This is a genomic window from uncultured Thiothrix sp. (genome assembly GCF_937876535.1).
Lineage (GTDB): Bacteria > Pseudomonadota > Gammaproteobacteria > Thiotrichales > Thiotrichaceae > Thiolinea.
On record NZ_CALFHZ010000018.1, the window covers coordinates 253380 to 275717 of the forward strand.

Consider the following 22338-nt stretch of genomic DNA (forward strand, 5'->3'; position numbering starts at 1 on the left):
TTCTCGCTTATAATGGTGCTGCGAGTGATCTAAGCACCCACAGATAGTCTAGGGTATCAAAGATACCTAGGCTTGCGAAGCTAAAAAATATCCTGAAATAGATTCTTCATCTAAGGGGATAGACGCTCAATTTGCCAACTATTTTGTTCTGTATTCCGCCGATATTCAAAGCGATCATGGAGGCGATTCGGGCGACCTTGCCAAAATTCTACTGCTTCTGGAATGATGCGAAAACCGCCCCAAAAATCAGGCAAAGGAATCTCCCCATTGCTAAATTTTTGCTTCATTTCTTCGAGTTTAGCTTCCAGTAATTTACGCGAACTAATAATGGAGCTTTGGGCGGAGACCCAAGCCCCTAGCTGGCTACCACGTGGGCGGCTAGTGAAGTATTTTAGAGACTCAAGCGTAGAGACCTTCTCAACGCGACCAGTGATTTCGACTTGACGCTCTAATTCTTTCCAAAAAAATAGTGCAGCAACTTGTGGATTTTCAGTGATTTGCTGTGCTTTCTGACTGTGATAATTGGTATAAAATACAAAGCCTTGTTCATCGAAAGCTTTCAATAAAACGGTGCGTAATGTCGGTTTGCCTTGAGCGGTTGAAGTCGCAATCTGCATGGCATTTACTTCAGCAATATTGGCTTGATTAGCTTGTTGAAACCAAGTTTCAAATTGTGAAAAAGGATTAGCTGCTAAGTTAGCCTTGCTGAGTCCTGCTTGAGTATATTCACGTCGTAAAGCTCCGATATCCATGCTGAGTCCCTTAAGCTTAAAGTCGGGCTTTATTATAACGACTAGTGTGGGTAAATAAAAAAGCCAGACACAAGGTCTGGCTAAAAAAGCGCAAAGGAAGGGCTAGAACCTTTGCGCCAATAGGAGTCCAGTCCGGACTCTAGGGGCTAACAACACGAGTAAAAGTCATAAACCATAAAAATCAGCAATATACTGTTGCTCTTGCATCGGCACGACCATCGGTGCAGATTGCGGTTGAAGCGCATTATTGCGTGCTACCGTATAAGCTTGTGTTGCCGAGCGTTGAGGTGCGACTTGCATCCCTGGCACAGCAACCGTTCTAAAAAAGTTTGGCACGACACCATCTGCGGGGCCTGGTAGGCTTACATGATAGGCGGCGTAAGCTTGTCGTTCCCAAGTTTGGTAAACCGGATTGCTCTGAATATTGGAGCAACCTGTTAATAGCTGTGTGGCCAACACTAGCAACATCAGCCGTTTTGACGGTCTTATTCTTATTGCTTTCATGATGTTTTGGGTTTGTTTGGGTTTGTATGAGCTTATGGTGGCAGAGAATTTTTTCTTATGCACACATCATTTGGATGAATGGATGATTCTTTGGATAATTGGTTTTAATTAAGAGATTAAGGGAGGTTTAAGCTCGAAATTTCGGTTACGCATATTGTTCTAAAGCCCATACAATATGTTCCCGCACTAAAAGACTAATAGGTTGCTCGAGTTTCGCTAGGAGGGCTTGATGAGTGCGAACCTGCCTAGGTGCATTGCCTAGAGCCACAGCTAGATTGCGTAGCCAGCGTTCATAGCCAATCCGGCGAATCGGGCTACCTTCCATTTTTTCTAAAAACTCTGCCTCATTCCAAGTAAATAATTCTATTAAATAAGCACTGTCTAATTGGTGACGGATTTTAAAATCAGTTTCATGACTAATTTTAGCAAAGCGATTCCACGGGCAAATTAATTGGCAATCATCGCAGCCATAAATACGATTACCAATTAAAGGGCGAAGCTCAAGTGGAATAGCGCCTGCATATTCAATCGTTAAATAAGAAATACAACGAGTAGCATCTAATAGATACGGTTGAATAATTGCTTGGGTAGGACAAATACTGATACAAGCAGTACATGAACCACAATGCTCGACAACAGCACCTGTTTCAACTAAAGGCAGGTCAGTATATAGTTCACCGAGAAAAAAATAAGAGCCACTCTCCCGATTCAGCAAATTTGTATGCTTACCTAGCCAGCCTAAACCTGCTTTTACTGCAATGGGCTTTTCTAATACGGGTGCACTATCTACAAACACTCGATAACGTAAACTGCCTAATTCAGCTTGTAAGCGTTGCGCCAGTTTTTCTAAGCGTTGGCGTAGAACTTTGTGATAATCACGTCCTAAAGCATAACGGGAAATATAAGCTAGTTCTGGATGATTCAAGATCATCTCTGCAGGTGCGCTATCTTCTGGCCAATAATTCATGCGCACGCTAATAATGGATAGAGTGCCTTCAACTAATTCTTCAGGGCGGCTGCGTTTCGTGCCATGCCGCTGCATCCAAGCCATTTCGCCGTGATAACCTTGTTCTAGCCAAGTCCAAAGCTTTTGTTCAGCACTCGACAAGTCAATTGAGCTGATTCCCACTGCATCCAAGCCGAGTTCTGCTCCCCATACAGGTAATTTGGCGCTAATATCAGCGATTAAGGCAGCTTTTTTAGGATTATCCACAGGCATGATGCTTAGCAGTTTTTCTGACAAACTCCCAGTTTACACGATTGAGCAAGTACGCGAATTAGATCGTATTGCGATTCAAGAGCAAGGCATTCCGGGTTACGAGCTGATGCAGCGTGCTGCTAATGCTTTATTCGCAGCTATTCTTCAGTACTACCCGCAAACACGCTCAGTTTGTATTGTCTGTGGTACAGGCAATAATGCGGGTGATGGTTATGTGTTAGCAGGGTTGGCACGAGCAGCGGGCTGGAGAGTATCTGTATTAGCTGTTAGTACGCCTGTGCAATTACAAAATGATGCACAAACTGCCTACCAAGATTATTTGGCGGTTGGTGGGCAAGTTGATGTATTCACAGGCGATTTGCCATGGGCTGATTTAGTGGTAGATGCTTTATTTGGCACAGGTTTAACGCGCCCCTTACAAGCTGAATTCGCTGCAGCAGTTGAGGCCATTAATGCTTATCCGAAACCAGTTATTGCGGTCGATATTCCTTCTGGTTTAAATGGCAATACGGGTCAGCCGCTGGGCTTAGCGGTGAAAGCAGCTTTGACTGTGACTTTTATTGGTCTGAAACAAGGTTTATTAACCGGGCAAGCACGTGATTATGTAGGCGATTTAGTGTTGGCTGATTTAGCTTTGCCAGCCAATGTCCTGCAACAAATACCTACACAGACCTATACACTTTCAACAAACTTATTAACTCAGTTACTACCCAAGCGTTCGCGTTGTGCGCATAAAGGTAAATTTGGGCATGTGTTGCTAATCGGTGGGCAGGCTGGCATGGCCGGTGCGATTCGTTTAGCCGGTGAAGCGGCTTTACGTACAGGCAGTGGATTGGTCACAGTCGGTACTGATCCTAGTCATGCTGCTTGGTTGAATCTCACTCGCCCTGAATTGATGGTTACAGCTTTACAAGCTAATGAGTTAAATGAGTTATTAGCTGGAAAAACAATCATCGGTTTGGGGCCAGGTTTAGGTCAAACGGCTGTAGCTCAAGCCATTTGGGCAAATACGCTAAAAACTAATTTACCCTTAGTGTTAGATGCTGATGCTTTAAATTTGCTAGCCCAAGCTCCACAACAACGTTCTAACTGGATCTTAACTCCACATCCTGCTGAAGCAGCGCGCCTATTAGCGGGTAGTACGCAAGAAATTGAGCAAGATCGCTTTGCAGCTATTCGAGCCTTGCAGCAAAAATATGGTGGCGTGATTGTGCTCAAAGGTGCAGGTAGTTTGATTGCAGACGATGAGCAAATAGCGCTTTGTTTAGCGGGCAATCCGGGGATGTCTACTGCAGGTATGGGGGATGTTCTAACTGGGATTATTGCTAGTTTGCTTGGCCAAGGTTTAAGTTTATGGGAAGCAGCGTGTGCCGGTGTTCTGATCCATGCTTTAGCAGGGGATAAAGCGGCAAAACAAGGTGAACGCGGTATGCTGGCGAGTGATCTAATTAATAATTTGCGGGAATGGGTGAATCCATGACTCAATCAGAAGTTTATTTGCCTGATGAAATGGCTACCCTCGCTTTAGGTGCGCACATTGCACATCAATTTTCTACCGGTGGCATTATTAAATTGCAAGGTGATTTAGGGGCTGGAAAAACGACTTTTGTGCGTGGCTTATTAAGGGAACTTGGGTATGAAGGAACAGTCAAAAGCCCTACTTATACCTTGGTTGAGCCTTATCATCTAATAAATCAAACAATCTATCACTTTGATTTATATAGGCTCGCTGATCCGGAAGAGTTAGAATACATGGGGATTCGGGATTATTTAGATAAAGATGCACTCTGCATCCTCGAATGGCCTGACAAGGGCGGGGTCTATATTCCGAAGGCTAATTTACAAATTACTATTCAACAGCACTTAGCGGGACGAGTTGCTTATTTAGAATACAATTAATTTAATATTTTCAATTACTTATAAAGTATTCATAAAAAAATACTTGAAAAAATTTCGTTGCAGGTTAGTATGTGAGCATACCGTAATCTCTACTCTGCGACGGATTGTCTATTCCTCAGTGATAATTCGAAGGCTGGCTGGGTCTAAAAATCATGCAAAACCAACATTTGACACGTCGAAATTTTATTTTAAAGCTTGCAGTCGCTTCGGGCGTACTGAGCAGTAGCTTGGTGACCGGTCAATTATGGGCAGCTCCACGCGGTCGCTTAGTGGGTGCAAAATTATCGGGTAATGCCAATGCATTAAATATCTCTTTACTTCTAAGTGCTCCAGTTAAATACAAAATCTTTACTCTGAGCAATCCTGAGCGCGTCGTTATTGATCTCTATCAAACTGATTTAGATGGCAACCTCAAGCAAGGCCGCCATGACCGTCCACCTTTACAGGCCATTCGTTATGCGGTGCGTGATGATGGTAAGTTGCGGGTTGTGCTAGATATGGCAAACACGGTCAGTGTTGATGCCAATATGAGCAGTTCAGGTGGCGATAATGTCTTAACTCTCACTGTGACGAATAAAGCAGGTGGCACTAATAACCGTCGTCGTCGTCAAGCTGAGAAAGCAAGTAGCCAGGATGTAGTTCCTGATGATGAAGGCCCTGCACCCTCTAGTCGGGCAAATTTCGTGGTAGCTATTGATCCAGGTCATGGTGGGCATGATCCGGGGGCAATTGGACGTGAAGGTACTCAGGAAAAAGATGTAGTTTTAGCAGTTGCTAAGAAGCTGAAAGCACGGATTAATGGTGCTCCTGGGATGCGTGCTGTATTGACACGCAGTGATGACCGCTATGTAGATTTGCGTGAGCGCACAGAAATTGCGCGGCGTAACAATGCTGATTTGTTTATTTCTATCCATGCTGATGCAAATAATCGTGCGAATTTGCATGGGTCATCTGTATATATTCTTTCCGAGCATGGTGCTTCCAGTGAAGCTGCACGCTTATTAGCGGATAGTGAAAACTCTTATGAGTTGCGCTTGGGTAATGTACGTTTAGCTGGTAATAGCGACAAAATTGCCTCAATCCTATTAGATCTAAGCCAAAATGCTACGATGGATCGGAGTTTGTCTTTAGCAAAACGTACTCTGCGAGAGTTATCTTCGGTGAGTAATCCGCTGCGTCCACAAGTAGAGAGTGCTAGTTTCGTGGTCTTGAAAGCACCAGATATTCCGTCGATGTTGGTAGAAACAGCCTTCATTAGTAACCCAGCGGAAGAGCAGCGTTTGCGTAATCCAGACTATCAACATCAATTAGCGGATGCGATTTTTAAAGGCGTTCGCAGCTACCAACATGCTTATCATCCAAACAGCCGTCGCAGTAGTTATTCAGCAGATGCGGACACCGATGATTATGCGCAAGGGGATGAGCCTTTAGGTTAAGTGATTTTCACAAGCAAGCTGCAAAGCCAAGGCTTGCTTGGATCTCATGTTGAGGGTCCTAGTTCAGTACCTGATATCTGAACACAGAGGATCTATTTTTAGCCAGACACTGCTCTGGCTTTTTTTATGGCCGAAGATGTTCTGCTACAAAGTCCTCTCGATAAGGCAGGTGCTCATAGACGCTTTGCATATATTCAGCCACTGAGCGCTGTTCGTATAAAGTATGTTGGCGCACCGCTTGCTGGAAAGCAGGGCTGGCAAGCCAATGGCTAGAACGGGTTAAAGTCGGAATAAAGCCGCGCGGTACTTTATGTTCCCCCTGCGCACCTGGCTCAAAAACCTGTAAGTGATGCTGAATACAGTACTCAATCCCTTGGTAGTAACAGGCTTCAAAATGCAGGCTATCGAAGTATTCTGTACAGCCCCAATGCCTGCCATACAGTCGCGTATCACTGCGGAACATTAAGGAGCCGGCAATACATTCTCCATTTTTATCGGCCATCACCAGAATAACTTGATCAGGTAGCTTAGCAGCGACTTCTTTGAAAAAGCCTTCATTTAAAGTCGGAATGCCCCATTTACTTTCAAAGGTATGCTGATAAAAGAACGCAAAGCGCTCCCAATCAGTGGCTGTCGCGCTATACCCATCTAGGACACGCAATTCAACCCCAGCGTCTTTGACTTTGCGGCGTTCTTGTTTGACGTTTTTGCGCTTTTTCGAGCTGAAGGTTTCTAGGAAATCATCAAAGCTTTGATAACCAAAGTTTCGCCAATGGAATTGGCAATCATGGCGCGTAAAGAGCTGCTGTTGGCTGAGCCAATCTTGCTCTTCACCTAAAGGAAACAGCCAATGTACGCCACTCGCTTGCAAGGTTTCAGCGAGCTGCAATGCGCTTTCTAATAAGACGGGATAAATTTCCGTTTCTTGCCCTGACTTCACTAATAAGCGCTGTCCACTTGCCGGTGTATACGGAATCGCTGAAACTAATTTCGGGTAATAACGTAGCTTGTGCTGCTTATAAGCTTCCGCCCAAGCATGATCAAATACAAACTCGCCATAGGAGTTGTATTTTTCATATAAAGGCATTGCACCGAGCAATTCCTCACCTTCATAGACCGCAATATGCCGTGGTAACCAGCCAAATTGCTTACTCACACACTGGTGATGCTCTAAGGCAGCCAAAAACTCATGACGCACGAAAGGATTATTATCCTGCACTAAAGCATTCCATGCGCTGCGAGAAACTTGATCTAAATTAGAAATGATTTGAATATGCATGGTGACATTGTGCCAATTGCTGCTAGCCTCGCCAATGTCTGCGGAAAAAGTAATACAATTAAACTTGCGCCGCTCTTAAAATGAGGAGAATAAATTCATGCCCATCGCGCCTGCTCTCTTAACAAACTTTCCTACTGACTTACGCCCTAGTGCTGAACTAGCCTTGAATGCCAGCCCTTATTTGCAGGAACAATTAACCCGTTTCCCGCAATGGGTGGATGAATTATTGAGTAGTCAGGCTTATCAGCAGGGTGAATTAGTCGAGAAAGTTTCTGCAGAGATAGCAGCCATTGTTGATGAGACGAGTTTATTAAAAGCAGTACGCCAAATTCGTCATCGGGAAACGGTGCGGATTGCTTGGCGAGATTTAACCGCTGCTGCCGATTTGATAGAAACGCTCCAAACCACCTCTGATCTGGCCGATGCTTTAGTCAGTAGCGTTTTGGATTGGTGGCATAAAGAGTTGGTATCTAAGCACGGTCAACCCTTCAGTCGGGCTGGTGTATCACAGCGGATGCTGGTTTTAGGGATGGGAAAATTGGGTGGGCGTGAACTGAATTTCTCTTCCGATATTGATTTGATTTTTGCTTTCCCTGAGTCTGGTGAAACCGATGGTCGGCGGAGTTTAGATAACCAAACCTTTTTCACCCGTGTTGGGCAAAAGCTAATTAATAGCTTAGGGCAAGTGACAGGGGATGGCTTTGCCTATCGGGTGGATATGCGTTTACGCCCTTTTGGTGAGGTCGGGGCTTTAGCTTTGTCCTTTGATGCAATGGAGCATTATTACCAAACACATGGGCGCGAATGGGAGCGCTATGCAATGGTCAAAGCGCGAGTCATGGCAGGTGATCTGCAAGAAGGTCAAGAGTTGATGCAGCGCCTACGTCCTTTTGTCTATCGCCGCTATTTAGATTACGGCTCGGTTGAACAATTGCGCGAAATGAAGCTCATGATTAATCGGGAAGCTTTGCGTAAAGGCAAGCAAAACGATGTTAAGTTGGGCAAAGGTGGCATTCGTGAAATTGAATTTACTGCTCAAGTTTTTCAATTAATGCGCGGTGGGCGCGAGCGTGCTTTACAAGAACGGAATCTATTAAAAACCTTAGATATTTTAGAGCAACAGACCTTATTAAGTGCTGAAGATGCCAGCATTTTACGAGAGGCTTATCACTTCTTACGTCGGGCTGAAAATCGGGTGCAAATGTGGAAAGACGAGCAAGCACATGCTTTGCCGACTGAGCCTGAGCAGCAACAGTTCATGGCAGGATCTTTAGGGTTTGCGGATTGGCCGAGCTTCATGCAGGTTTTGGATGCCCATCGCGAACAAGTGAGCCTAATCTTTAAGCGCATCTTTGCGGTGGAAGGTGAAGAGGATAAGCCCGATGAAGACCCGAATCAGGAGCTAATCCAACTCTGGCAAGGGAATATGGATGAGGATCATGCCTGCAATCTTTTGCTGTCTTGGGGTTTAAAGCCAGAAACCGAATGTTGGCAGCAGATTCAAACCTTACGCGAAAGTCGTTTATATAAATCACTGACTGAATTAGCACGCACCCGCTTAGATCGCTTAATGCCTGAACTTTTAGCCGTCTGTGCGACCCAAGCCCATCCAGCCCAAGCGCTCACGCGTAGCTTACAAGTGATTCATGCGATTGCACGGCGTTCAGGCTACATTGTCATGCTAGTCGACCATCCAGGGGCCTTAGAACAATTTGTGAAGCTGGTGCATGCGAGTGTATGGATTACTGTTCAGCTCACGCAGCATCCGATCTTGCTGGATGCGCTCCTCGATACTCGGCAATTGTATCGCCCACTTAATCGGCAGGAGTTAGGTACGGCGCTTAAGCAAGTCTTGGGTAGTGTTGACCCTGAAGATACGGGTTTAGTCATGGAACGTTTACGCCAGTTTAAACAAGCTCAAGTGTTGCGGGTAGCTGCTGCGGATATTACCGGCAAATTGCCTTTGATGATTGTGTCTGATCAGCTCACTTGGATTGCGGAAGCGATTCTGGAGGAGACTACACAGAATGTTTGGCAAACCATGACCGCTAAGTCAGGCATTCCCGAGTATGTGGTCAATGGCATAAAGCGTGATGCGAGTATTGCAATTGTGGGCTATGGCAAATTAGGCGGTATTGAACTGGGTTACGGTTCAGATTTAGATATTGTATTTTTGCATGATAGTTGTGGCGAGCAACAAGTCACAAATGGGGAGAAACCACTAGAAAGCCCTGTATTTTTCGCACGTTTAGCCCAGAAAATTATCAATGCCCTTGCTACTTTTACCCACGATGGGCGCTTGTATGAAACCGATACGCGCTTGCGCCCTAGTGGTGCTTCCGGTTTACTGGTGTCTAGTGCTGAAGCCTTCCGCCAGTATCAATTAGAAAAAGCGTGGATTTGGGAGCATCAAGCCTTATTGCGGGCGCGGATGATTACCGGTAGCCCAGAGTTGCGTCAGCAATTTGAAGCCATTCGCTATGAAATTCTCTGCCAACCCCGCGACACTGAACAACTGCGCCAAGAAGTCGTGAATATGCGCCAAAAGATGTGGGATGCTTTAGGCAGCAAAGACCAAAAAGTTTTCAATGTGAAGAAAGATCCGGGTGGTATCACCGATATTGAATTCATTGTGCAATATTTGATTCTTGCCCATGCTCATCAACAGCCTGCTTTGGTCGAATGGAGCGATAATATTCGCCAGTTAGACTCACTGCGCACTGCCAATATCCTAAGTGCAGAGGAAGTAAGCCGCTTGCAGGATATTTATCGCAGCCTACGCAATCACACCCACAAGCTAGCCTTACAAGAGGAGTCCACCGCAATCAGTGCTGAGGACTTCGTTGAGGAACGCGACTATATTAAAGCAATCTGGCTGAAATATTTGGGAGCTGAGGCTCATTGATCGCCTCTGCTCGTACACAAGCCACCTGCGCGCCCTTCAATTCACGCAAAGCAGGAACTTCTTTGCGACAACTGTCTTGCACATAAGCGCAGCGCGGGCCAAACGGACAACCCTGTGGCGGACGCAAAGGCGAAGGTGGCTCGCCTTGTAGGTGAATACGCTCACGTTTTTCGCCAACTTCGGCTACCGGAGTCGCAGAAAATAAGGCTTTGGTATAAGGGTGCTGAGGGGTACTGAAAATGGTTGCTGCATCCGCATACTCCACCGCCCGCCCGAAATACATCACCATGACATAATCCGCAATACGCTGTACCACAGATAAATCATGCGAAATAAAGACATAGGCTAAACCTAAATCTTGTTGTAATTCGGTGAGGAGATTGAGGATTTGTGCGCGTACTGATAAATCGAGGGCAGAGACGGGTTCATCTAACACCACCACTTGCGGCTTGAGCATCAAGGCGCGGGCAATGGCAATCCGCTGGCGCTGTCCGCCAGAAAACATATGTGGATAGCGTTCAGCAAATTCAGGACGTAAACCAACGCGGGACATCATATCCGCAACCGCAGCACGACGTGCTTCAGATGATAGTTTAGTATTGAGCAGCAGCGGTTCTTCCAGCATTTGCTGAATAGTTTTGCGCGGGTTGAGTGAGCCATAAGGGTTTTGAAACACCATTTGTACGCGTTGGCGTAGGGCTGCATCGGGTTTATTCGCGGTATTCACTTTCTCACCCGCCAGCCATAATTCACCCGCTGATGGTGTTTCAATTAAGGTTAAGGAGCGCGCTAAAGTCGATTTGCCACAGCCTGATTCCCCCACCACCGCTAAAGTCTCGCCTGCGTTTAAGCTGAAGCTCACGCCATTCAAAGCACGTACATAGAGTGGTTTTTGGAACATGCCTTGGCGCGCGCTGTACTCCTGCTGCAAATTGACTGCACGTAAGACTTCACTCATCGCAGCACCTCAACTGTATTCAAAGGGTAATGGCAACGCAGCCATTGCTCACTATTACGTACTAATGCGGGTTGTTGTTCATGGCATAACGCTTGGGCATGCGTGCAGCGTGGTGAGAATAGGCAACCCGTCGGACGATCTTTTTGCCCCGGCACAATGCCTTGAATGGTTGGCAAGAAATCACCCGCAGGCGCGCGCTCGGGTAAAGCATCCAACAAAGCTGCTGTATATGGATGATGTGGCTGATTAAATAAACCAAACACCGGCTGCTTCTCAACTTGTTGCCCTGCATATTGCACTACCACTTGTTGTGCGGTTTCTGCGACGACACCCATATCGTGAGTGATTAGGATTAAGCCCATCCCTTGAGTTTGTTGCAGTTTTAACAGCAGCTCCAAAATTTGCGCTTGTACCGTCACATCCAACGCAGTGGTCGGTTCATCAGCAATCAATAATTTGGGATTGGCTGCTAACGCCATCGCAATCATGGCGCGCTGGCTCATCCCACCAGACATTTGATGCGGATAAGCTTTATACCGCCGTCGTGGATCAGGGATACCCACGATTTCCAGCAAATGCAGTACGCGCTCAGTACGTTCTTTTTTCGAGCCACCTAAATGAATGCGAATAGCCTCGTCGATTTGATAGCCGACGGTAAAGCACGGGTTGAGGCTAGACATGGGCTCTTGGAAAATCATCGCTATCGTGCCGCCATTGAGCTTGCGACGTTGTTTGGCAGGCATAGCGAGTAAGTCTTGCCCCTCTATTTTGAGTTCATCGCAAGTAATGCGTGCGGTCGGTGGCAAGAGATTCATCACTGCCATCATGGCCACCGACTTGCCAGAACCCGACTCGCCTACAATCGCTAAAATATCGCCTGCATTAACGTCTAAATGAATGCCTTCAACGGCTTGGAACCAGCCATGTTGGGTTGGGAACGCCACTGATAAATTGCGAACGCTTAATAGACTCATGAGCGGCGCATCCTTGGGTCAAGGGCATCGCGCAATGCATCACCCACTAAGTTAATCGAAAGTACCGTCAATAGAATCGCAAGCCCCGGAAAAGTCACAACCCACCACGCACGGCTAATGAACTCACGCGCCTCGGCTAGCATCGCCCCCCATTCAGGAATCGGAGGTTGTGCGCCCATCCCGAGGAAACCTAAAGCTGCCGCATCTAAAATCGCATTGGAGAAGGAGAGCGTTGCTTGCACAATTAAAGGTGCCATGCAGTTTGGTAAAATGCTATTGAACATTAAGCGCCAATTACTTGCGCCAACGATGCGACTAGCGACCACATAATCACGGTTCTTTTCACTCAAAACATTCGCACGCGTCAGGCGTACAAAGTGTGGCAACATGACTAAGGCAATCGCATACATGGCATTAACTAAGCCAGGGCCTAGCACTGCCACTAAACCGAGGGCGAGCAATAAACTTGGGAAAGCTAGAATCACATCCATGAGGCGCATGATGATGGTATCGACCCAACCTTGATAATAGCCTGCGAGTAAGCCGAGTAGCGTGCCTGCAATTACAGCTAAAGACACGACGACAAAGCCAATAAACATCGAATAGCGTGCGCCATAAATCAGTCGCGATAACATATCGCGCCCCACCGCATCGGTACCTAAAATATACGGCCAATGACCCGCTTCCGTCCAAATCGGGGGGAGTAATAAAGCGTCACGGTTTTGTAAGCTGGGGTCAAAGGGAGCAATCACATCTGCGAAAATCACGCAAATCATCACTAAACCTAAGAAGCCTAAGCCCCATAAACCACCTTTGCTTTCTTTGAAATAATTCCACGTAGTACGCCAAGCATCATCCGCGAACAGTTTCATTTGCCGTCCCTCACACGCGGATTAATCCAGCCATACATCAGATCCACGATCAAATTGACCAACATGACCAGCATGGAAATAAATAATAGGCCACCTTGTACCGCTGGATAGTCACGATGCGAAATCGCATCAATCATCCATTTACCCACCCCCGGCCACGAGAAAATCGTTTCAGTTAATACAGCACCCGCAATCAACGTGCCGACCTGCAAACCAATAACGGTCACTACGGTAATCATGGCATTACGCAAGGCATGAATTCCAATCACGCGCCAAGTCGGTAAGCCTTTTGCATAGGCAGTACGAATATAATCTTCACCCAAGACCTCCAGCATGGCTGAGCGCGTTTGACGGGCAATCACGGCCATCGGAATAGTGGAGAGCACTACACTGGGCAAAATCAAATGATGCAGTGCGGACTTCACCGCGCCTTCTTGCCCCGATAGCCAAGCATCTACGGTCATAAAGCCAGTTACCGGTTCAAAATAGTAATTAATAATATCCAAGCGCCCTGACACAGGCGTCCAACCCAAGGTAGTGGAAAACAACATAATCAGCAGCAAACCCCACCAGAAAATCGGCATCGAGTAGCCCGTCAATGCGCTACCCATCAAGACATGATCCGGCCAGCGTCCACGTTTCACCGCTGCAATAATTCCTGCAGGAACACCGATTAAGACAGCAATTAAAATGGCAAAAAAAGCCAATTCCATGGTGGCAGGTAGGCGCTCAAAAAACTCCTCTACCACAGGGCGATGGGTCGAGATGGACTGACCAAAATCGCCTTGTAAAAGGTTTTTGAGATAAGAGAAATATTGCACAATGACCGGTTTATCTAACCCGAATTGGGCGATCATTTCAGCACGGCGCTCGTCTGAAATACCCCGCTCACCCGATAAGATCGTAACTGGATCACCCGGCAAGAGGCGTACAAATAAGAAAGCCGCTAGGGTAATCCCTAAAAAAGTGGGGATCAGCAGCGCGATTTTGCTAAGAATAAACTTGAACAAGTTGTGGCTCCTTGTGTGAAATGAGAGCTACCTGGTGGCAGCTCTCACTCAAGCGATTATTCAGCTAAATCAACGTTTTTGAATTGGTGTAAACCAAACGGAGATTGTTTATAACCCGTGACATTTTTGCGTGCCACTTCATACACTACCGAGTGCGCAATCGTCGCCCACGGTGCTTCTTTCTTGAATACTTCTTGTGCCTGCTCATACAGCTTGGTGCGTTCGCCTTGATCATTCAAGGTTTTAGCTTTTTGTACTAAATCGTTGAATTCTTTGTTGCACCAGAACGCCCGATTCGAACCATCCTTCACCGCATCACAACCGAGCAAGACTGCTAAGAAATTATCAGGGTCACCATTGTCGCCCGTCCATCCCATCAGCAAAGTATCGTGTTCGCCTTTCTTGGAGCGCTCTAAATATTCTGCCCACTCATAACTAACAATTTGCGCATCCACACCCACCGCTTTCCAGTCAGCCTGAATCATTTCCGCCATACGTTTCGCATTCGGGTTATACGGACGCTGTACGGGCATCGCCCAAATATTAGTTTTTAGGTCTTTTACACCCGCTTCGGCTAATAATTTTTTCGCAGCTTCCACATCGTAAGGATCATCCACGACTTTATCGTTATAGCTCCACATGGTCGGTGGAATTGGGTTCTTCGCAACTTTGCCCGCCCCTTGATAGACCGCATCCAAGATCGCTGGCTTATTAATTGCCATATTCAGCGCTTTACGCACTCGCGCATCATCGAAAGGTTTTTTGGTGGTGTTATACGCAAAATAACCGATATTCAAACCCTCTTGGCTTAATAAGGTAACATCTTTGTTTTCTTGCATCGCCTTTAAGTCGGCTGTATTTGGGAAAGGCATTAAATGACATTCACCCGCTTGTAACTTTTGCCAGCGCACCGCATTGTCTTTGGTAATCGCGAATACCAAGTTATCAATTTTTGGCTTGCCTTCCCAATAATTTTCATTGGCCTTATAGCGAATCATGGCGTCTTTTTGATAAGCCACTAATTGGAAAGGCCCAGTGCCAACCGGATCGGTATCGACCTTTTCCGGTGTTTTCGCCTTCATCATGGCATCGGCATATTCTGCTGAAAGGATCGAAGCAAAATCCATCGCTAAGTTCGCTAGCATGGGGGCTTCAGGGCGCTTCAGGGTGAATTTGACGGTGTAATCGTCAACTTTTTCAATCGTGTTCAATACATCCGGCATCGACATGCCAGTGAAGTATTCGTAGTTACCATTGGAGACTTTGTGATAAGGATTATCATCTTTCCACTGACGATTGAAAGAGAACAGCACATCGTCCGCATTAAAATCACGAGTAGGTGTAAAGTCTTTGGTGGTCTGGAATTTAACGCCTTTGCGCAATTTGAAGGTATACGTTAAGCCATCAGGACTGACTTCCCATGATTCCGCAAGCGCTGGAGAAATACTGGTTTCGCCCGGCTTAAACTGCACTAAACGGTCATAAATGGCTTGACCTGCCGCATCGAAAGTCGTGCCATCAGTATAAAATTGGGGGTTAAAACCAGAAGGAGCGCCTTCCGAACAATAGACAAAGGTTTTCGGGGCGGCGTAGGCTTGGGGTGCTAAACAAACAGCACTTAGAATGGATAACGCAATTAAATGCTTCTTCATGGCTAACTCCTCGTTATAGATTTGATCTTGCAAGCAAAAGTGTAAGCTCTTATGTACTCAGAATATGCTCTTTTCCAGTTTGCTTCGTCAAGACCAAAGGCAATTAACCTAGCGTAGTATTTTAAATTTAAAGTAAATTAACTAGGATAGGGGCAAGTCCTTAAGTAGCCTAAGCCTGTGTGACTGCTGGTCTAGGTTGCGCCCGTGCAATGATAATAATTCCAAGCAGGGACACTAGCAGGCCAAGCATCATCGCCCATGACAAAGGCTCATCAAACATAACCCAAGCCCAAAGCATCGTGACTGGCGGGCTGAGGTATAAAATAGCCGTGACACGGGTCGCAGACGATTTTTTCAAAGCCAGATAATACAAACCCCAAGCACCAAAAGTCGCAATAAACACCAACCAGAGAATTCCACCAATAAAGTTAAGCTCCATCACTGGCATTACGCCGCCTTCATTCCAAGCAAATAGTGCAAAAATAGCGGCGGCGGACAGGCATTGAATACATAAGCTTTGATGCACTGGCAAGGTATTCGCGCGGCTACGCTTTTGTAGCAAAGTCGCTAGTGCTAGTGACGTGGTGCCAAGGATTGGTAGGATATAAGCCCAGATGGGAACATTACCCATTTGTACCGACCAACCTGAGGCAATCAACACACCGACTAAACCAAGCGCTGAACCTAGCCATTGCTGCGCCGTTAAAGCTTGCCCTAGCATCGGCCAAGATAATAAGGCGACCACTAAAGGCAACATATCAGTAATCAGCGCCACTAAACCTGTTGGTACACCCAAGGAAATAGCGAGTGCAAAACCTGCTAAATAGCCCGACATAGCCAAAATACCTAAACCGATTTGCGGCAGAATATCTTCCCACTTCAAGCGCGGGCCAATCAGTAGCGCAAAGGGCAAGAGAATCAAACCAGAAACCAAACTCCGCCACAGTAAAATCAGAAAGATTGGTGCATGATCACTAGCAAAGCGTACACCAATAAAACCTCCACTCCATGAAACAATTAACACAAGCTCCAAAAGCATTAACGAAGCAAGCGCCCACAAACTAGTGTTATGTCTGGATAGATGAGTAGCTGAATTATTCATTGATTTTTTACTATTGGCTTGCGTGGGAAAGATGTGTGGGTTTGGACAAGTTTACTTGATGAAACTTGATCGGCTGAATTGAGTTAGTATACCTGTGCTTAATGTAGAAATTTACTTCATTTTAGCGTCTTAGTACTGTCTAAAATAAAACACAGCTTGTATAGTGCCAGCTTATGAATCACTCAAAACTACTTTCAATTTTAGCGAATCGTTGGCTACTTCTCTGCGTAACTACACAGAGCAGCTAGTTTTGTCTTTATTAATAGCTGCGGGATTACCCTCAGCTCATTAGCACCCATCCCGCGGCCTCATACGGAGCGCATCATGCGGGCACAAATCAGTAGTTATTCAGAGCAGCGCAATTTTCGGCTGGGTTTATTTTTTGCTTTTGGTGGCACGGCGCTGTTTGCGCTGAAATCCATTTTTATTAAGCTCGCTTATACACAAGGCGTTGATACAGTCACTTTACTGACCTTACGTATGCTAGTGGCAGCCCCTTTTTATCTAGCAGTTCTCTTATGGCTAGTCTATAAAACCAAAGTCACGCGCCCTGCTAAGCAAGACTTACTAGCTATTATTGCACTTGGTTCGATTAGTTATTACGCCTCTGCTTATTTTGATATGCAGGGACTAAATTACATTTCAGCGCAACTTGAGCGCTTGATGCTGTATACCTATCCGCTTATGACAGCGGTTTTGGGGTGGTTATTATTCAAAGAGGCGATTACCCCAAGGATTGTACTTGCTTTAGTGTTGACCTATAGCGGAGTGCTGTTGCTCTATGCTTTTGAAGCTAAATTAGGCGGAAGCAATGTGGGCTTAGGAGTGGTGCTGGTCACTATTTCTGCGCTAATCTTTGCAGTCTATTTAGTTTATAGCAAGCGCGTGTTGAATCGGGTGGATAGTATGCTATTTACCAGTATTGCTATGCTTTCCGCCACTGCCTTTGTCTTTATCCACTTTCTATTGACGCATCCACTCAGTGCAATCTGGGTGAACTCCACCGCTTGGTCTTATGCACTGCTACTCGGCTTTTTTAGTACCGTGTTACCGAGCTTTATGCTCACCGAAGCCGTTGCGCGGATTGGTGCAGCGCGCGCTAGTATTATGGGTACTGCAGGCCCCATTATTACCATTATCTTAGCAGTGATTTTCCTCGGTGAGCCGTTTGGTTGGGCGCATTTAGTGGGGATGCTGTTAGTGATGCTTGGGGTCAGTTTATTGAGTAAAAAGTAAACTTTAATTTCGGCGTAATAGCAGCAGTTTAGCGAAGCTACGGCTATTGATCATTTCAACTAGGCTAAACCCACTACCTGCAAACAGGCTTTGCCATTCACTCAAGGTGCGTTCACGCCCTTGAGTCCCCATCAGCATTTGCATATCAAAGCTAGCGATTGTGCTATCCAGTTGTGATTCTGCAGCGACCACTTCACCAATTAAAACCCAAGGCCGATGCTGAGCGCAGGCTATTTTTAAATTCGCCAATACTTGTTGGCTTTGCGCCTCACTGAGTGCATGAAAAATCGCAAAAAAGACATATAAATCCTGATCCGTTTCTGCAGGAGGTAAACTTGTGAACATATCTCCGCCTTGAAGACTCATACGGGCTAGCACTTCAGCGGGGAAAATGCCTTGCCAATTAGCTTGGGCAATCACTTGAGGTCGGTCAAAAACTAAGGCAGTTAGCTGTGGATGAGCTTGTAAAATACTCAAGGTTTTATGCCCAGTTGAGCCACCAATATCAATTAAATGGCTAAAAGCACTCCAGTTAAAGTCCTGCAAAAATGCAGTACCTGTCAAATGTTCTACTGAACTCATGGCATTTGCGAAAAGCTGAGCAAAATCTGGATGTGTATCCAGATAGGCAAATAAATCAGCTCCATATTGTTGCTTAAAAGGAATCTTACCAGTGCGTAGACTATCTTCTAAAGCTTCAAACCAAGGTACACTCATTTCCGGTGAGTTATGCAGCAGAATCATCGCGCGAATAGATTGAGGGTGGTCTGCTCGCAAATAATGCGAAGTCTTGGAGTTTGTAAAACTTCGCGCAGTCGTTTCCTGAAAAATCCCAAAAGCAGCTAACATCCGTAATAGTCGGTATAAGTGATCCTCGTGCAAGTTTAGTTGTTTAGCTAAATCCTCTGTCGTCAAGCTGTTCTCAGCTAAAGTCTCTGCGATTTGTAAGCGAGTTGCCACATATAAAGCCCGCGACTGCCAAAAGGCTGAACTCATTTGTAGCAAGCGAAAGGGGGGCGGTGTAAGTTGCGTGGGTAGGGTTTGGATTTTATTCGCAAGCTTGAGGGCTATTTGATAAAGGCGAACTTTAAAACGGTTGGCTTGAAAGCTTGACATATTTATTCCCCTGTTAACTGAGTAGTTGTAGGTGGTATCAAACCTTGCACCAGTAAGTGTCCATTGAAAGCGGCCAGTTTATTTAGAAAAGCCTCATCCATTGGTCGCCCTAATTGTTGCTCGAAAATCTCTTTTAAGAGCATCGGCGTCATGGCTAAGCTCACAAAAGCCATGCGTAGTATATCGGCATCAAGCTCGGGGAGTGCTTGGCCGCTAGCTTTAAATTCAGCTAGTTTGCGGGTACTACGTGTACGCCCGCGTTCTAGTAGTTGATGAATAAAGCGTTTGCCAGGGCCTTGATTCAAGGCCAACACTTTCAAAATTAGCTTAGGAAAAGCAGGCTGATGACTCATGCTCTGGTAATACAGGTGTAGGAAATCTACCAAACCTTGTGGGGATGCGAGGGTTTGCCCGTCTAATACATCTAATAAAGGCTGCAAGGTTTCACGGATCATTTCTTCATATAAACCTTCTTTATTACCAAAGTAATAGCGAATCATCGCGATATTGGCGTCAGCTTTTTCGGCAATTAACCGAGTCGTTACGTGGTGATATTCATCAGCTAAAAAGCAATCGAGGGCTGCTTTGAGTAAACGCTCGCGTACAGTGATTTCAGCAGAAGGAGATGTTGTTTCCATAGTGGATAACCTGTTCTATCAATAAAATCAGGTTAGCACTGCAGGCCAAGTAGGTTGTAGCAGTTTAGTTAATCAAGATTAGCGGTTTGATTGAGCGCTTGAAGGGGATAAATAGAATGGCATGAACGAATATTAAGGCTAGAGAAGCAAAGCTCCGTCCTTGGAGGTTGCGTTCCCTACACGTATTAAACCATTAATTCATAGGAACACCCAAGCCTTGAGTAATATATTTTTGCAAGCGTTGGGTACGAGTTTGCGTTAAAGCAGCTAATTCCCCATAGCGTAGCATCGGCTCCATACTTCCCCAGCAGTTCATTTCTTGATTATCACAAGCGAACATCGCCTCAATTTCGGCATCGCGAAACACAATCCAAGCTTTCTGCGCGGCTTTGAGTTTGCTAGTCGCTGTTTTGTCGGACTTGAACTTGGTTAGCAGTTTTTTCCAAGTGTCATTTAGCTTTTTATCAGCAGCTTGATAATCGTCAAAAGCACATTGATTCAACTCTGCTTGATTACCAGCTGGATTGCATTTGAACGGTGAGTTGCTAGCTGCATAAGCTGCTGAGCTACCCAGCAGCAAAGCGATTACAAACAGTGATTTCATGCGGTTTCCCTCTACTTAGTGGCTTATCATGCTTCAGTAGTCATTTATTTTTTTAAATTGACTAAAACTTGAAATCCACCGTAAGCCATGCGCTTAAAATCAAAAGGTGGCTCATCCATATCACCACATTCTTCTAAGCGTGGATCTTCATAGACTTTGGTATTGACTTCATCCCGATGTTCACGTGATTCAAATTCAATGAAAGCAAAAATCACTTTTTCATTAGCACTAGCGTTCACCGCTTTAGGAAAGGAATCACTCGACCATTCTGAACTAAGGTCATCGCCTAAGCATTCTTTATAGGAAAGTGCGCCATGCTCAATCCAAATTTGCCCTGCACATTGCGCCATTGCCCGATAAGCCTCTACGTTCTCAGCAGGTAGTGGCAGGATATAACCGTCAACATAACTCATCACTTGGCTCCTTAATTAAGCAGCTAACTGGAGCAGCTGCTTAAGGATTAAAAGGCTAATACTTATACTTTCGCGCTACGCCACTGACGCAGGCTCAATACAATTAAGCCTAAAGCAGTTAAGGGTAAAGCGCCATACAACATCAGTTTGCTGAAGGTATCTAAGGACGGATTACTTGTAGCAACTAGGACTAAATAGACTGTATAAGCAATATAGTAAGCCAAGAATAAACTGCCTTCAGAGCGGCTAATGGCTTGTCCGGTAAAGAAAATGGGTAAACAAGCTAAGGCCACACCAATCATGACAGGAATATCAAAGCGTACAGTAGAAGCTTCGACTGGAATACCTGTTGGAGCCACAATGCTGGCTATCCCTAACACAGCCATAATATTGAAGATATTGCTGCCAACTACATTTCCTACGGCAATATCCCGTTCGCCCCGAATTGCTGCGATGATGGAAGTCACGACTTCCGGCAAGGAAGTTCCAGCCGCGACAATCGTTAAACCAATCACGACTTCACTGACACCTAAGTATTTAGCGAAGATTACCGCCGTATCGACTAACCAACGTGAACCCAATACGAGTAGGACTAAGCCAATCACAATAAAGCAAATATTTTTAGCCCAAGCTTGTTTCTCGCTAGGATCACCCAGTAAGTCAGCGACTTCTGGATCAATGGCTTCAGCCGCTTTGCGGCTATCTCGGCGGCTTGTATAAATAAGAAAGGCGACATAAGCGAATAAACCACTCAGCCAAATAATCCCTTCAGTACGGCTAAACTGCCCATCAAGTGCAAATAATAAAACACTCACAGAGAGAAATATCATTAAAGGCACATCAAACTTAATTAGCTGTTTGGAGACTACTAACGGAATAATTAACGCGGAAATACCAAGAATAAATAAAACATTAAAGATATTACTGCCGACGACATTGCCCACCGCAATACCTGCTTGACCGTCTAAGGCGGCTTTGACGCTGACTGCTAGTTCTGGTGCGCTTGTACCAAAGGCAACGACAGTTAAACCAATGATTAAAGGAGAGATTCCTAAGGCCGCTGCTAAACGCGAGGCACCACGTACCAATAATTCAGCTCCGACCACTAAAAAGACGAGTCCGACTATGAAATAAACAAGGGTCATCGTTGAGCTACCTTTAAAGATCAAATAAAACTTAAAAATAAGCTTAGTTGGGTGGAAAGGAAAGGTAAGCCTAAAGAACTTAGGGATTAAGAACGCTAGCCTAAACTTCTTGAGTAAAAGTTTAGGCTAGTGATGAGGAGTGTAAGTAAATTTTTATTTAGCACTGTCCAATTTAGCCATTAGGTGGCGCAAAGCACGCATTTCGGCGACAAACTCCAACTCAACTCGGTCTAACTCAGCCAAAATATGTTTCTTCAACTCCTCTTTAGAAGTCTTAGCATCGACAATGATGTCGAGTTCATAAATTGCTTTGGAAAGCACAGGGGAAATTTCATAAATCTCGCCAGTGGTTGCCGTCCCGCTATCAATCATGCGAGTTTGTACAGCACGGCCAATGTTATAGCTGCGCGTGATGGGTAGCAGTGAACCTTTTGGGCGTTGGTATTTTATCTTCAGTACATCGGTCGCAGGGGCGATGTGCGAAAGCGTATAGCCAATAATTTCTTGCGGATTTTGCACGCCCATCTGGGCTAAGTTTGGATATTGAGTCGTCATTGTCATTAACCTATTGTTCTGTGGTGGAATGCAAACTATAACACTCGGGAAATCAAGAAGAAATCTGAA

21 protein-coding genes are annotated in these 22338 nt (G+C 45.6%); 5 read left to right on the top strand and 16 right to left on the bottom strand.

Annotated elements, in window-relative coordinates:
* Positions 1-110: 110 nt before the first annotated feature.
* The 3 genes from pdxH to queG form a co-directional block, all read right to left on the bottom strand.
* Complete coding sequence (pdxH, locus tag Q0230_RS10230) at positions 111-752, bottom strand: pyridoxamine 5'-phosphate oxidase (protein ID WP_298609902.1); 642 nt, start codon at positions 750-752, stop codon at positions 111-113.
* Between the two features lie 165 nt (positions 753-917).
* Positions 918-1208 (bottom strand): hypothetical protein, encoded by a 291-nt coding sequence (locus Q0230_RS10235; protein WP_298609903.1) that lies wholly within the window; start codon positions 1206-1208, stop codon positions 918-920.
* Between the two features lie 193 nt (positions 1209-1401).
* A complete protein-coding gene (gene queG, locus Q0230_RS10240) occupies positions 1402-2469 on the bottom strand; it encodes a tRNA epoxyqueuosine(34) reductase QueG (protein WP_298609904.1) in 1068 nt (355 codons plus the stop codon).
* Between the two features lie 4 nt (positions 2470-2473).
* On the opposite strand from queG, the gene Q0230_RS10245 reads away from it, so the two are divergent.
* The 3 genes from Q0230_RS10245 (at position 2474) to Q0230_RS10255 (ending at position 5810) form a co-directional block, all read left to right on the top strand.
* Complete coding sequence (locus Q0230_RS10245; protein ID WP_298609905.1) at positions 2474-3955, top strand: NAD(P)H-hydrate dehydratase; 1482 nt, start codon at positions 2474-2476, stop codon at positions 3953-3955.
* A gap of 29 nt (positions 3956-3984) precedes the next feature.
* On the top strand, positions 3985-4374 hold the full coding sequence (gene tsaE / locus Q0230_RS10250; RefSeq protein WP_298609978.1) for a tRNA (adenosine(37)-N6)-threonylcarbamoyltransferase complex ATPase subunit type 1 TsaE: 390 nt from the start codon (positions 3985-3987) through the stop codon (positions 4372-4374).
* 152 nt (positions 4375-4526) lie between these two features.
* Positions 4527-5810 carry an N-acetylmuramoyl-L-alanine amidase gene (locus Q0230_RS10255; RefSeq protein ID WP_298609906.1) on the top strand — a complete coding sequence of 428 codons (1284 nt, stop codon included), beginning with the start codon at positions 4527-4529 and terminating at the stop codon, positions 5808-5810.
* Positions 5811-5934: 124 nt separating this feature from the next.
* On the opposite strand, the gene Q0230_RS10260 is transcribed toward Q0230_RS10255, so the two are convergent.
* Positions 5935-7089: a GNAT family N-acetyltransferase gene (locus Q0230_RS10260; RefSeq protein ID WP_298609907.1), complete on the bottom strand. Its 1155-nt coding sequence runs from the start codon at positions 7087-7089 to the stop codon at positions 5935-5937.
* Positions 7090-7186: 97 nt separating this feature from the next.
* Between Q0230_RS10260 and glnE the strand changes: the two genes are divergently transcribed.
* On the top strand, positions 7187-9994 hold the full coding sequence (gene glnE, locus Q0230_RS10265; protein WP_298609908.1) for a bifunctional [glutamate--ammonia ligase]-adenylyl-L-tyrosine phosphorylase/[glutamate--ammonia-ligase] adenylyltransferase: 2808 nt from the start codon (positions 7187-7189) through the stop codon (positions 9992-9994).
* Here glnE and Q0230_RS10270 read toward each other — a convergent pair.
* The 6 genes from Q0230_RS10270 to Q0230_RS10295 form a co-directional block, all read right to left on the bottom strand.
* On the bottom strand, positions 9951-10952 hold the full coding sequence (locus Q0230_RS10270) for a dipeptide ABC transporter ATP-binding protein (RefSeq protein ID WP_298609910.1): 1002 nt from the start codon (positions 10950-10952) through the stop codon (positions 9951-9953). The two genes, glnE and Q0230_RS10270, sit on opposite strands and share 44 nt — an antisense overlap.
* The gene (locus Q0230_RS10275) at positions 10949-11926 is read right to left on the bottom strand and encodes an ABC transporter ATP-binding protein (protein WP_298609911.1); all 978 of its coding nucleotides are present in this window, start codon (positions 11924-11926) and stop codon (positions 10949-10951) included. Before Q0230_RS10275 ends, Q0230_RS10270 begins: the two co-directional genes overlap by 4 nt.
* On the bottom strand, positions 11923-12798 hold the full coding sequence (locus Q0230_RS10280) for an ABC transporter permease subunit (protein ID WP_298609912.1): 876 nt from the start codon (positions 12796-12798) through the stop codon (positions 11923-11925). The genes Q0230_RS10275 and Q0230_RS10280 overlap by 4 nt, the downstream gene beginning before the upstream one ends.
* Complete coding sequence (locus Q0230_RS10285; RefSeq protein ID WP_298609913.1) at positions 12795-13808, bottom strand: ABC transporter permease; 1014 nt, start codon at positions 13806-13808, stop codon at positions 12795-12797. The genes Q0230_RS10280 and Q0230_RS10285 overlap by 4 nt, the downstream gene beginning before the upstream one ends.
* A 56-nt stretch (positions 13809-13864) precedes the next feature.
* On the bottom strand, positions 13865-15460 hold the full coding sequence (locus tag Q0230_RS10290) for an ABC transporter substrate-binding protein (protein ID WP_298609914.1): 1596 nt from the start codon (positions 15458-15460) through the stop codon (positions 13865-13867).
* A gap of 169 nt (positions 15461-15629) precedes the next feature.
* Positions 15630-16562: a DMT family transporter gene (locus Q0230_RS10295; RefSeq protein ID WP_298609915.1), complete on the bottom strand. Its 933-nt coding sequence runs from the start codon at positions 16560-16562 to the stop codon at positions 15630-15632.
* Positions 16563-16886: 324 nt separating this feature from the next.
* Between Q0230_RS10295 and Q0230_RS10300 the strand changes: the two genes are divergently transcribed.
* Positions 16887-17798, top strand: coding sequence for a DMT family transporter (locus Q0230_RS10300; protein ID WP_298609916.1), 912 nt, complete (start codon positions 16887-16889; stop codon positions 17796-17798).
* A 3-nt stretch (positions 17799-17801) separates the two neighbouring features.
* On the opposite strand, the gene Q0230_RS10305 is transcribed toward Q0230_RS10300, so the two are convergent.
* The 6 genes from Q0230_RS10305 to Q0230_RS10330 form a co-directional block, all read right to left on the bottom strand.
* Complete coding sequence (locus Q0230_RS10305; RefSeq protein WP_298609917.1) at positions 17802-18914, bottom strand: methyltransferase; 1113 nt, start codon at positions 18912-18914, stop codon at positions 17802-17804.
* Positions 18915-18916: 2 nt separating this feature from the next.
* On the bottom strand, positions 18917-19552 hold the full coding sequence (locus Q0230_RS10310; protein WP_298609918.1) for a TetR/AcrR family transcriptional regulator: 636 nt from the start codon (positions 19550-19552) through the stop codon (positions 18917-18919).
* 193 nt (positions 19553-19745) lie between these two features.
* A complete protein-coding gene (locus tag Q0230_RS10315) occupies positions 19746-20156 on the bottom strand; it encodes a lysozyme inhibitor LprI family protein (RefSeq protein WP_298609919.1) in 411 nt (136 codons plus the stop codon).
* Positions 20157-20200: 44 nt separating this feature from the next.
* Positions 20201-20569, bottom strand: a complete 369-nt coding sequence (locus Q0230_RS10320; RefSeq protein WP_298609920.1) for a DUF1428 domain-containing protein — start codon at positions 20567-20569, stop codon at positions 20201-20203.
* 62 nt (positions 20570-20631) lie between these two features.
* Positions 20632-21714, bottom strand: a complete 1083-nt coding sequence (locus Q0230_RS10325) for a calcium/sodium antiporter (protein WP_298609921.1) — start codon at positions 21712-21714, stop codon at positions 20632-20634.
* Positions 21715-21867: 153 nt separating this feature from the next.
* Positions 21868-22269, bottom strand: coding sequence for a DUF3461 family protein (locus tag Q0230_RS10330; RefSeq protein WP_298609922.1), 402 nt, complete (start codon positions 22267-22269; stop codon positions 21868-21870).
* Positions 22270-22338: the final 69 nt, after the last annotated feature.

What these genes read in the sequence shown, in the direction of transcription:
- Q0230_RS10255 (WP_298609906.1), top strand. Translation starts at nt 4,527, where the DNA reads ATGCAAAACCAACATTTGACACGTCGAAATTTTATTTTAAAGCTTGCA.
- Q0230_RS10320 (WP_298609920.1), bottom strand. Translation starts at nt 20,569, where the DNA reads ATGAGTTATGTTGACGGTTATATCCTGCCACTACCTGCTGAGAACGTA.
- Q0230_RS10315 (WP_298609919.1), bottom strand. Translation starts at nt 20,156, where the DNA reads ATGAAATCACTGTTTGTAATCGCTTTGCTGCTGGGTAGCTCAGCAGCT.
- Q0230_RS10325 (WP_298609921.1), bottom strand. Translation starts at nt 21,714, where the DNA reads ATGACCCTTGTTTATTTCATAGTCGGACTCGTCTTTTTAGTGGTCGGA.
- tsaE (WP_298609978.1), top strand. Translation starts at nt 3,985, where the DNA reads ATGGCTACCCTCGCTTTAGGTGCGCACATTGCACATCAATTTTCTACC.
- Q0230_RS10275 (WP_298609911.1), bottom strand. Translation starts at nt 11,926, where the DNA reads ATGAGTCTATTAAGCGTTCGCAATTTATCAGTGGCGTTCCCAACCCAA.
- Q0230_RS10310 (WP_298609918.1), bottom strand. Translation starts at nt 19,552, where the DNA reads ATGGAAACAACATCTCCTTCTGCTGAAATCACTGTACGCGAGCGTTTA.
- Q0230_RS10295 (WP_298609915.1), bottom strand. Translation starts at nt 16,562, where the DNA reads ATGAATAATTCAGCTACTCATCTATCCAGACATAACACTAGTTTGTGG.
- Q0230_RS10330 (WP_298609922.1), bottom strand. Translation starts at nt 22,269, where the DNA reads ATGACGACTCAATATCCAAACTTAGCCCAGATGGGCGTGCAAAATCCG.
- Q0230_RS10245 (WP_298609905.1), top strand. Translation starts at nt 2,474, where the DNA reads ATGATGCTTAGCAGTTTTTCTGACAAACTCCCAGTTTACACGATTGAG.
- Q0230_RS10280 (WP_298609912.1), bottom strand. Translation starts at nt 12,798, where the DNA reads ATGAAACTGTTCGCGGATGATGCTTGGCGTACTACGTGGAATTATTTC.
- Q0230_RS10260 (WP_298609907.1), bottom strand. Translation starts at nt 7,089, where the DNA reads ATGCATATTCAAATCATTTCTAATTTAGATCAAGTTTCTCGCAGCGCA.
- Q0230_RS10305 (WP_298609917.1), bottom strand. Translation starts at nt 18,914, where the DNA reads ATGTCAAGCTTTCAAGCCAACCGTTTTAAAGTTCGCCTTTATCAAATA.
- Q0230_RS10290 (WP_298609914.1), bottom strand. Translation starts at nt 15,460, where the DNA reads ATGAAGAAGCATTTAATTGCGTTATCCATTCTAAGTGCTGTTTGTTTA.
- pdxH (WP_298609902.1), bottom strand. Translation starts at nt 752, where the DNA reads ATGGATATCGGAGCTTTACGACGTGAATATACTCAAGCAGGACTCAGC.
- Q0230_RS10300 (WP_298609916.1), top strand. Translation starts at nt 16,887, where the DNA reads ATGCGGGCACAAATCAGTAGTTATTCAGAGCAGCGCAATTTTCGGCTG.
- Q0230_RS10270 (WP_298609910.1), bottom strand. Translation starts at nt 10,952, where the DNA reads ATGAGTGAAGTCTTACGTGCAGTCAATTTGCAGCAGGAGTACAGCGCG.
- glnE (WP_298609908.1), top strand. Translation starts at nt 7,187, where the DNA reads ATGCCCATCGCGCCTGCTCTCTTAACAAACTTTCCTACTGACTTACGC.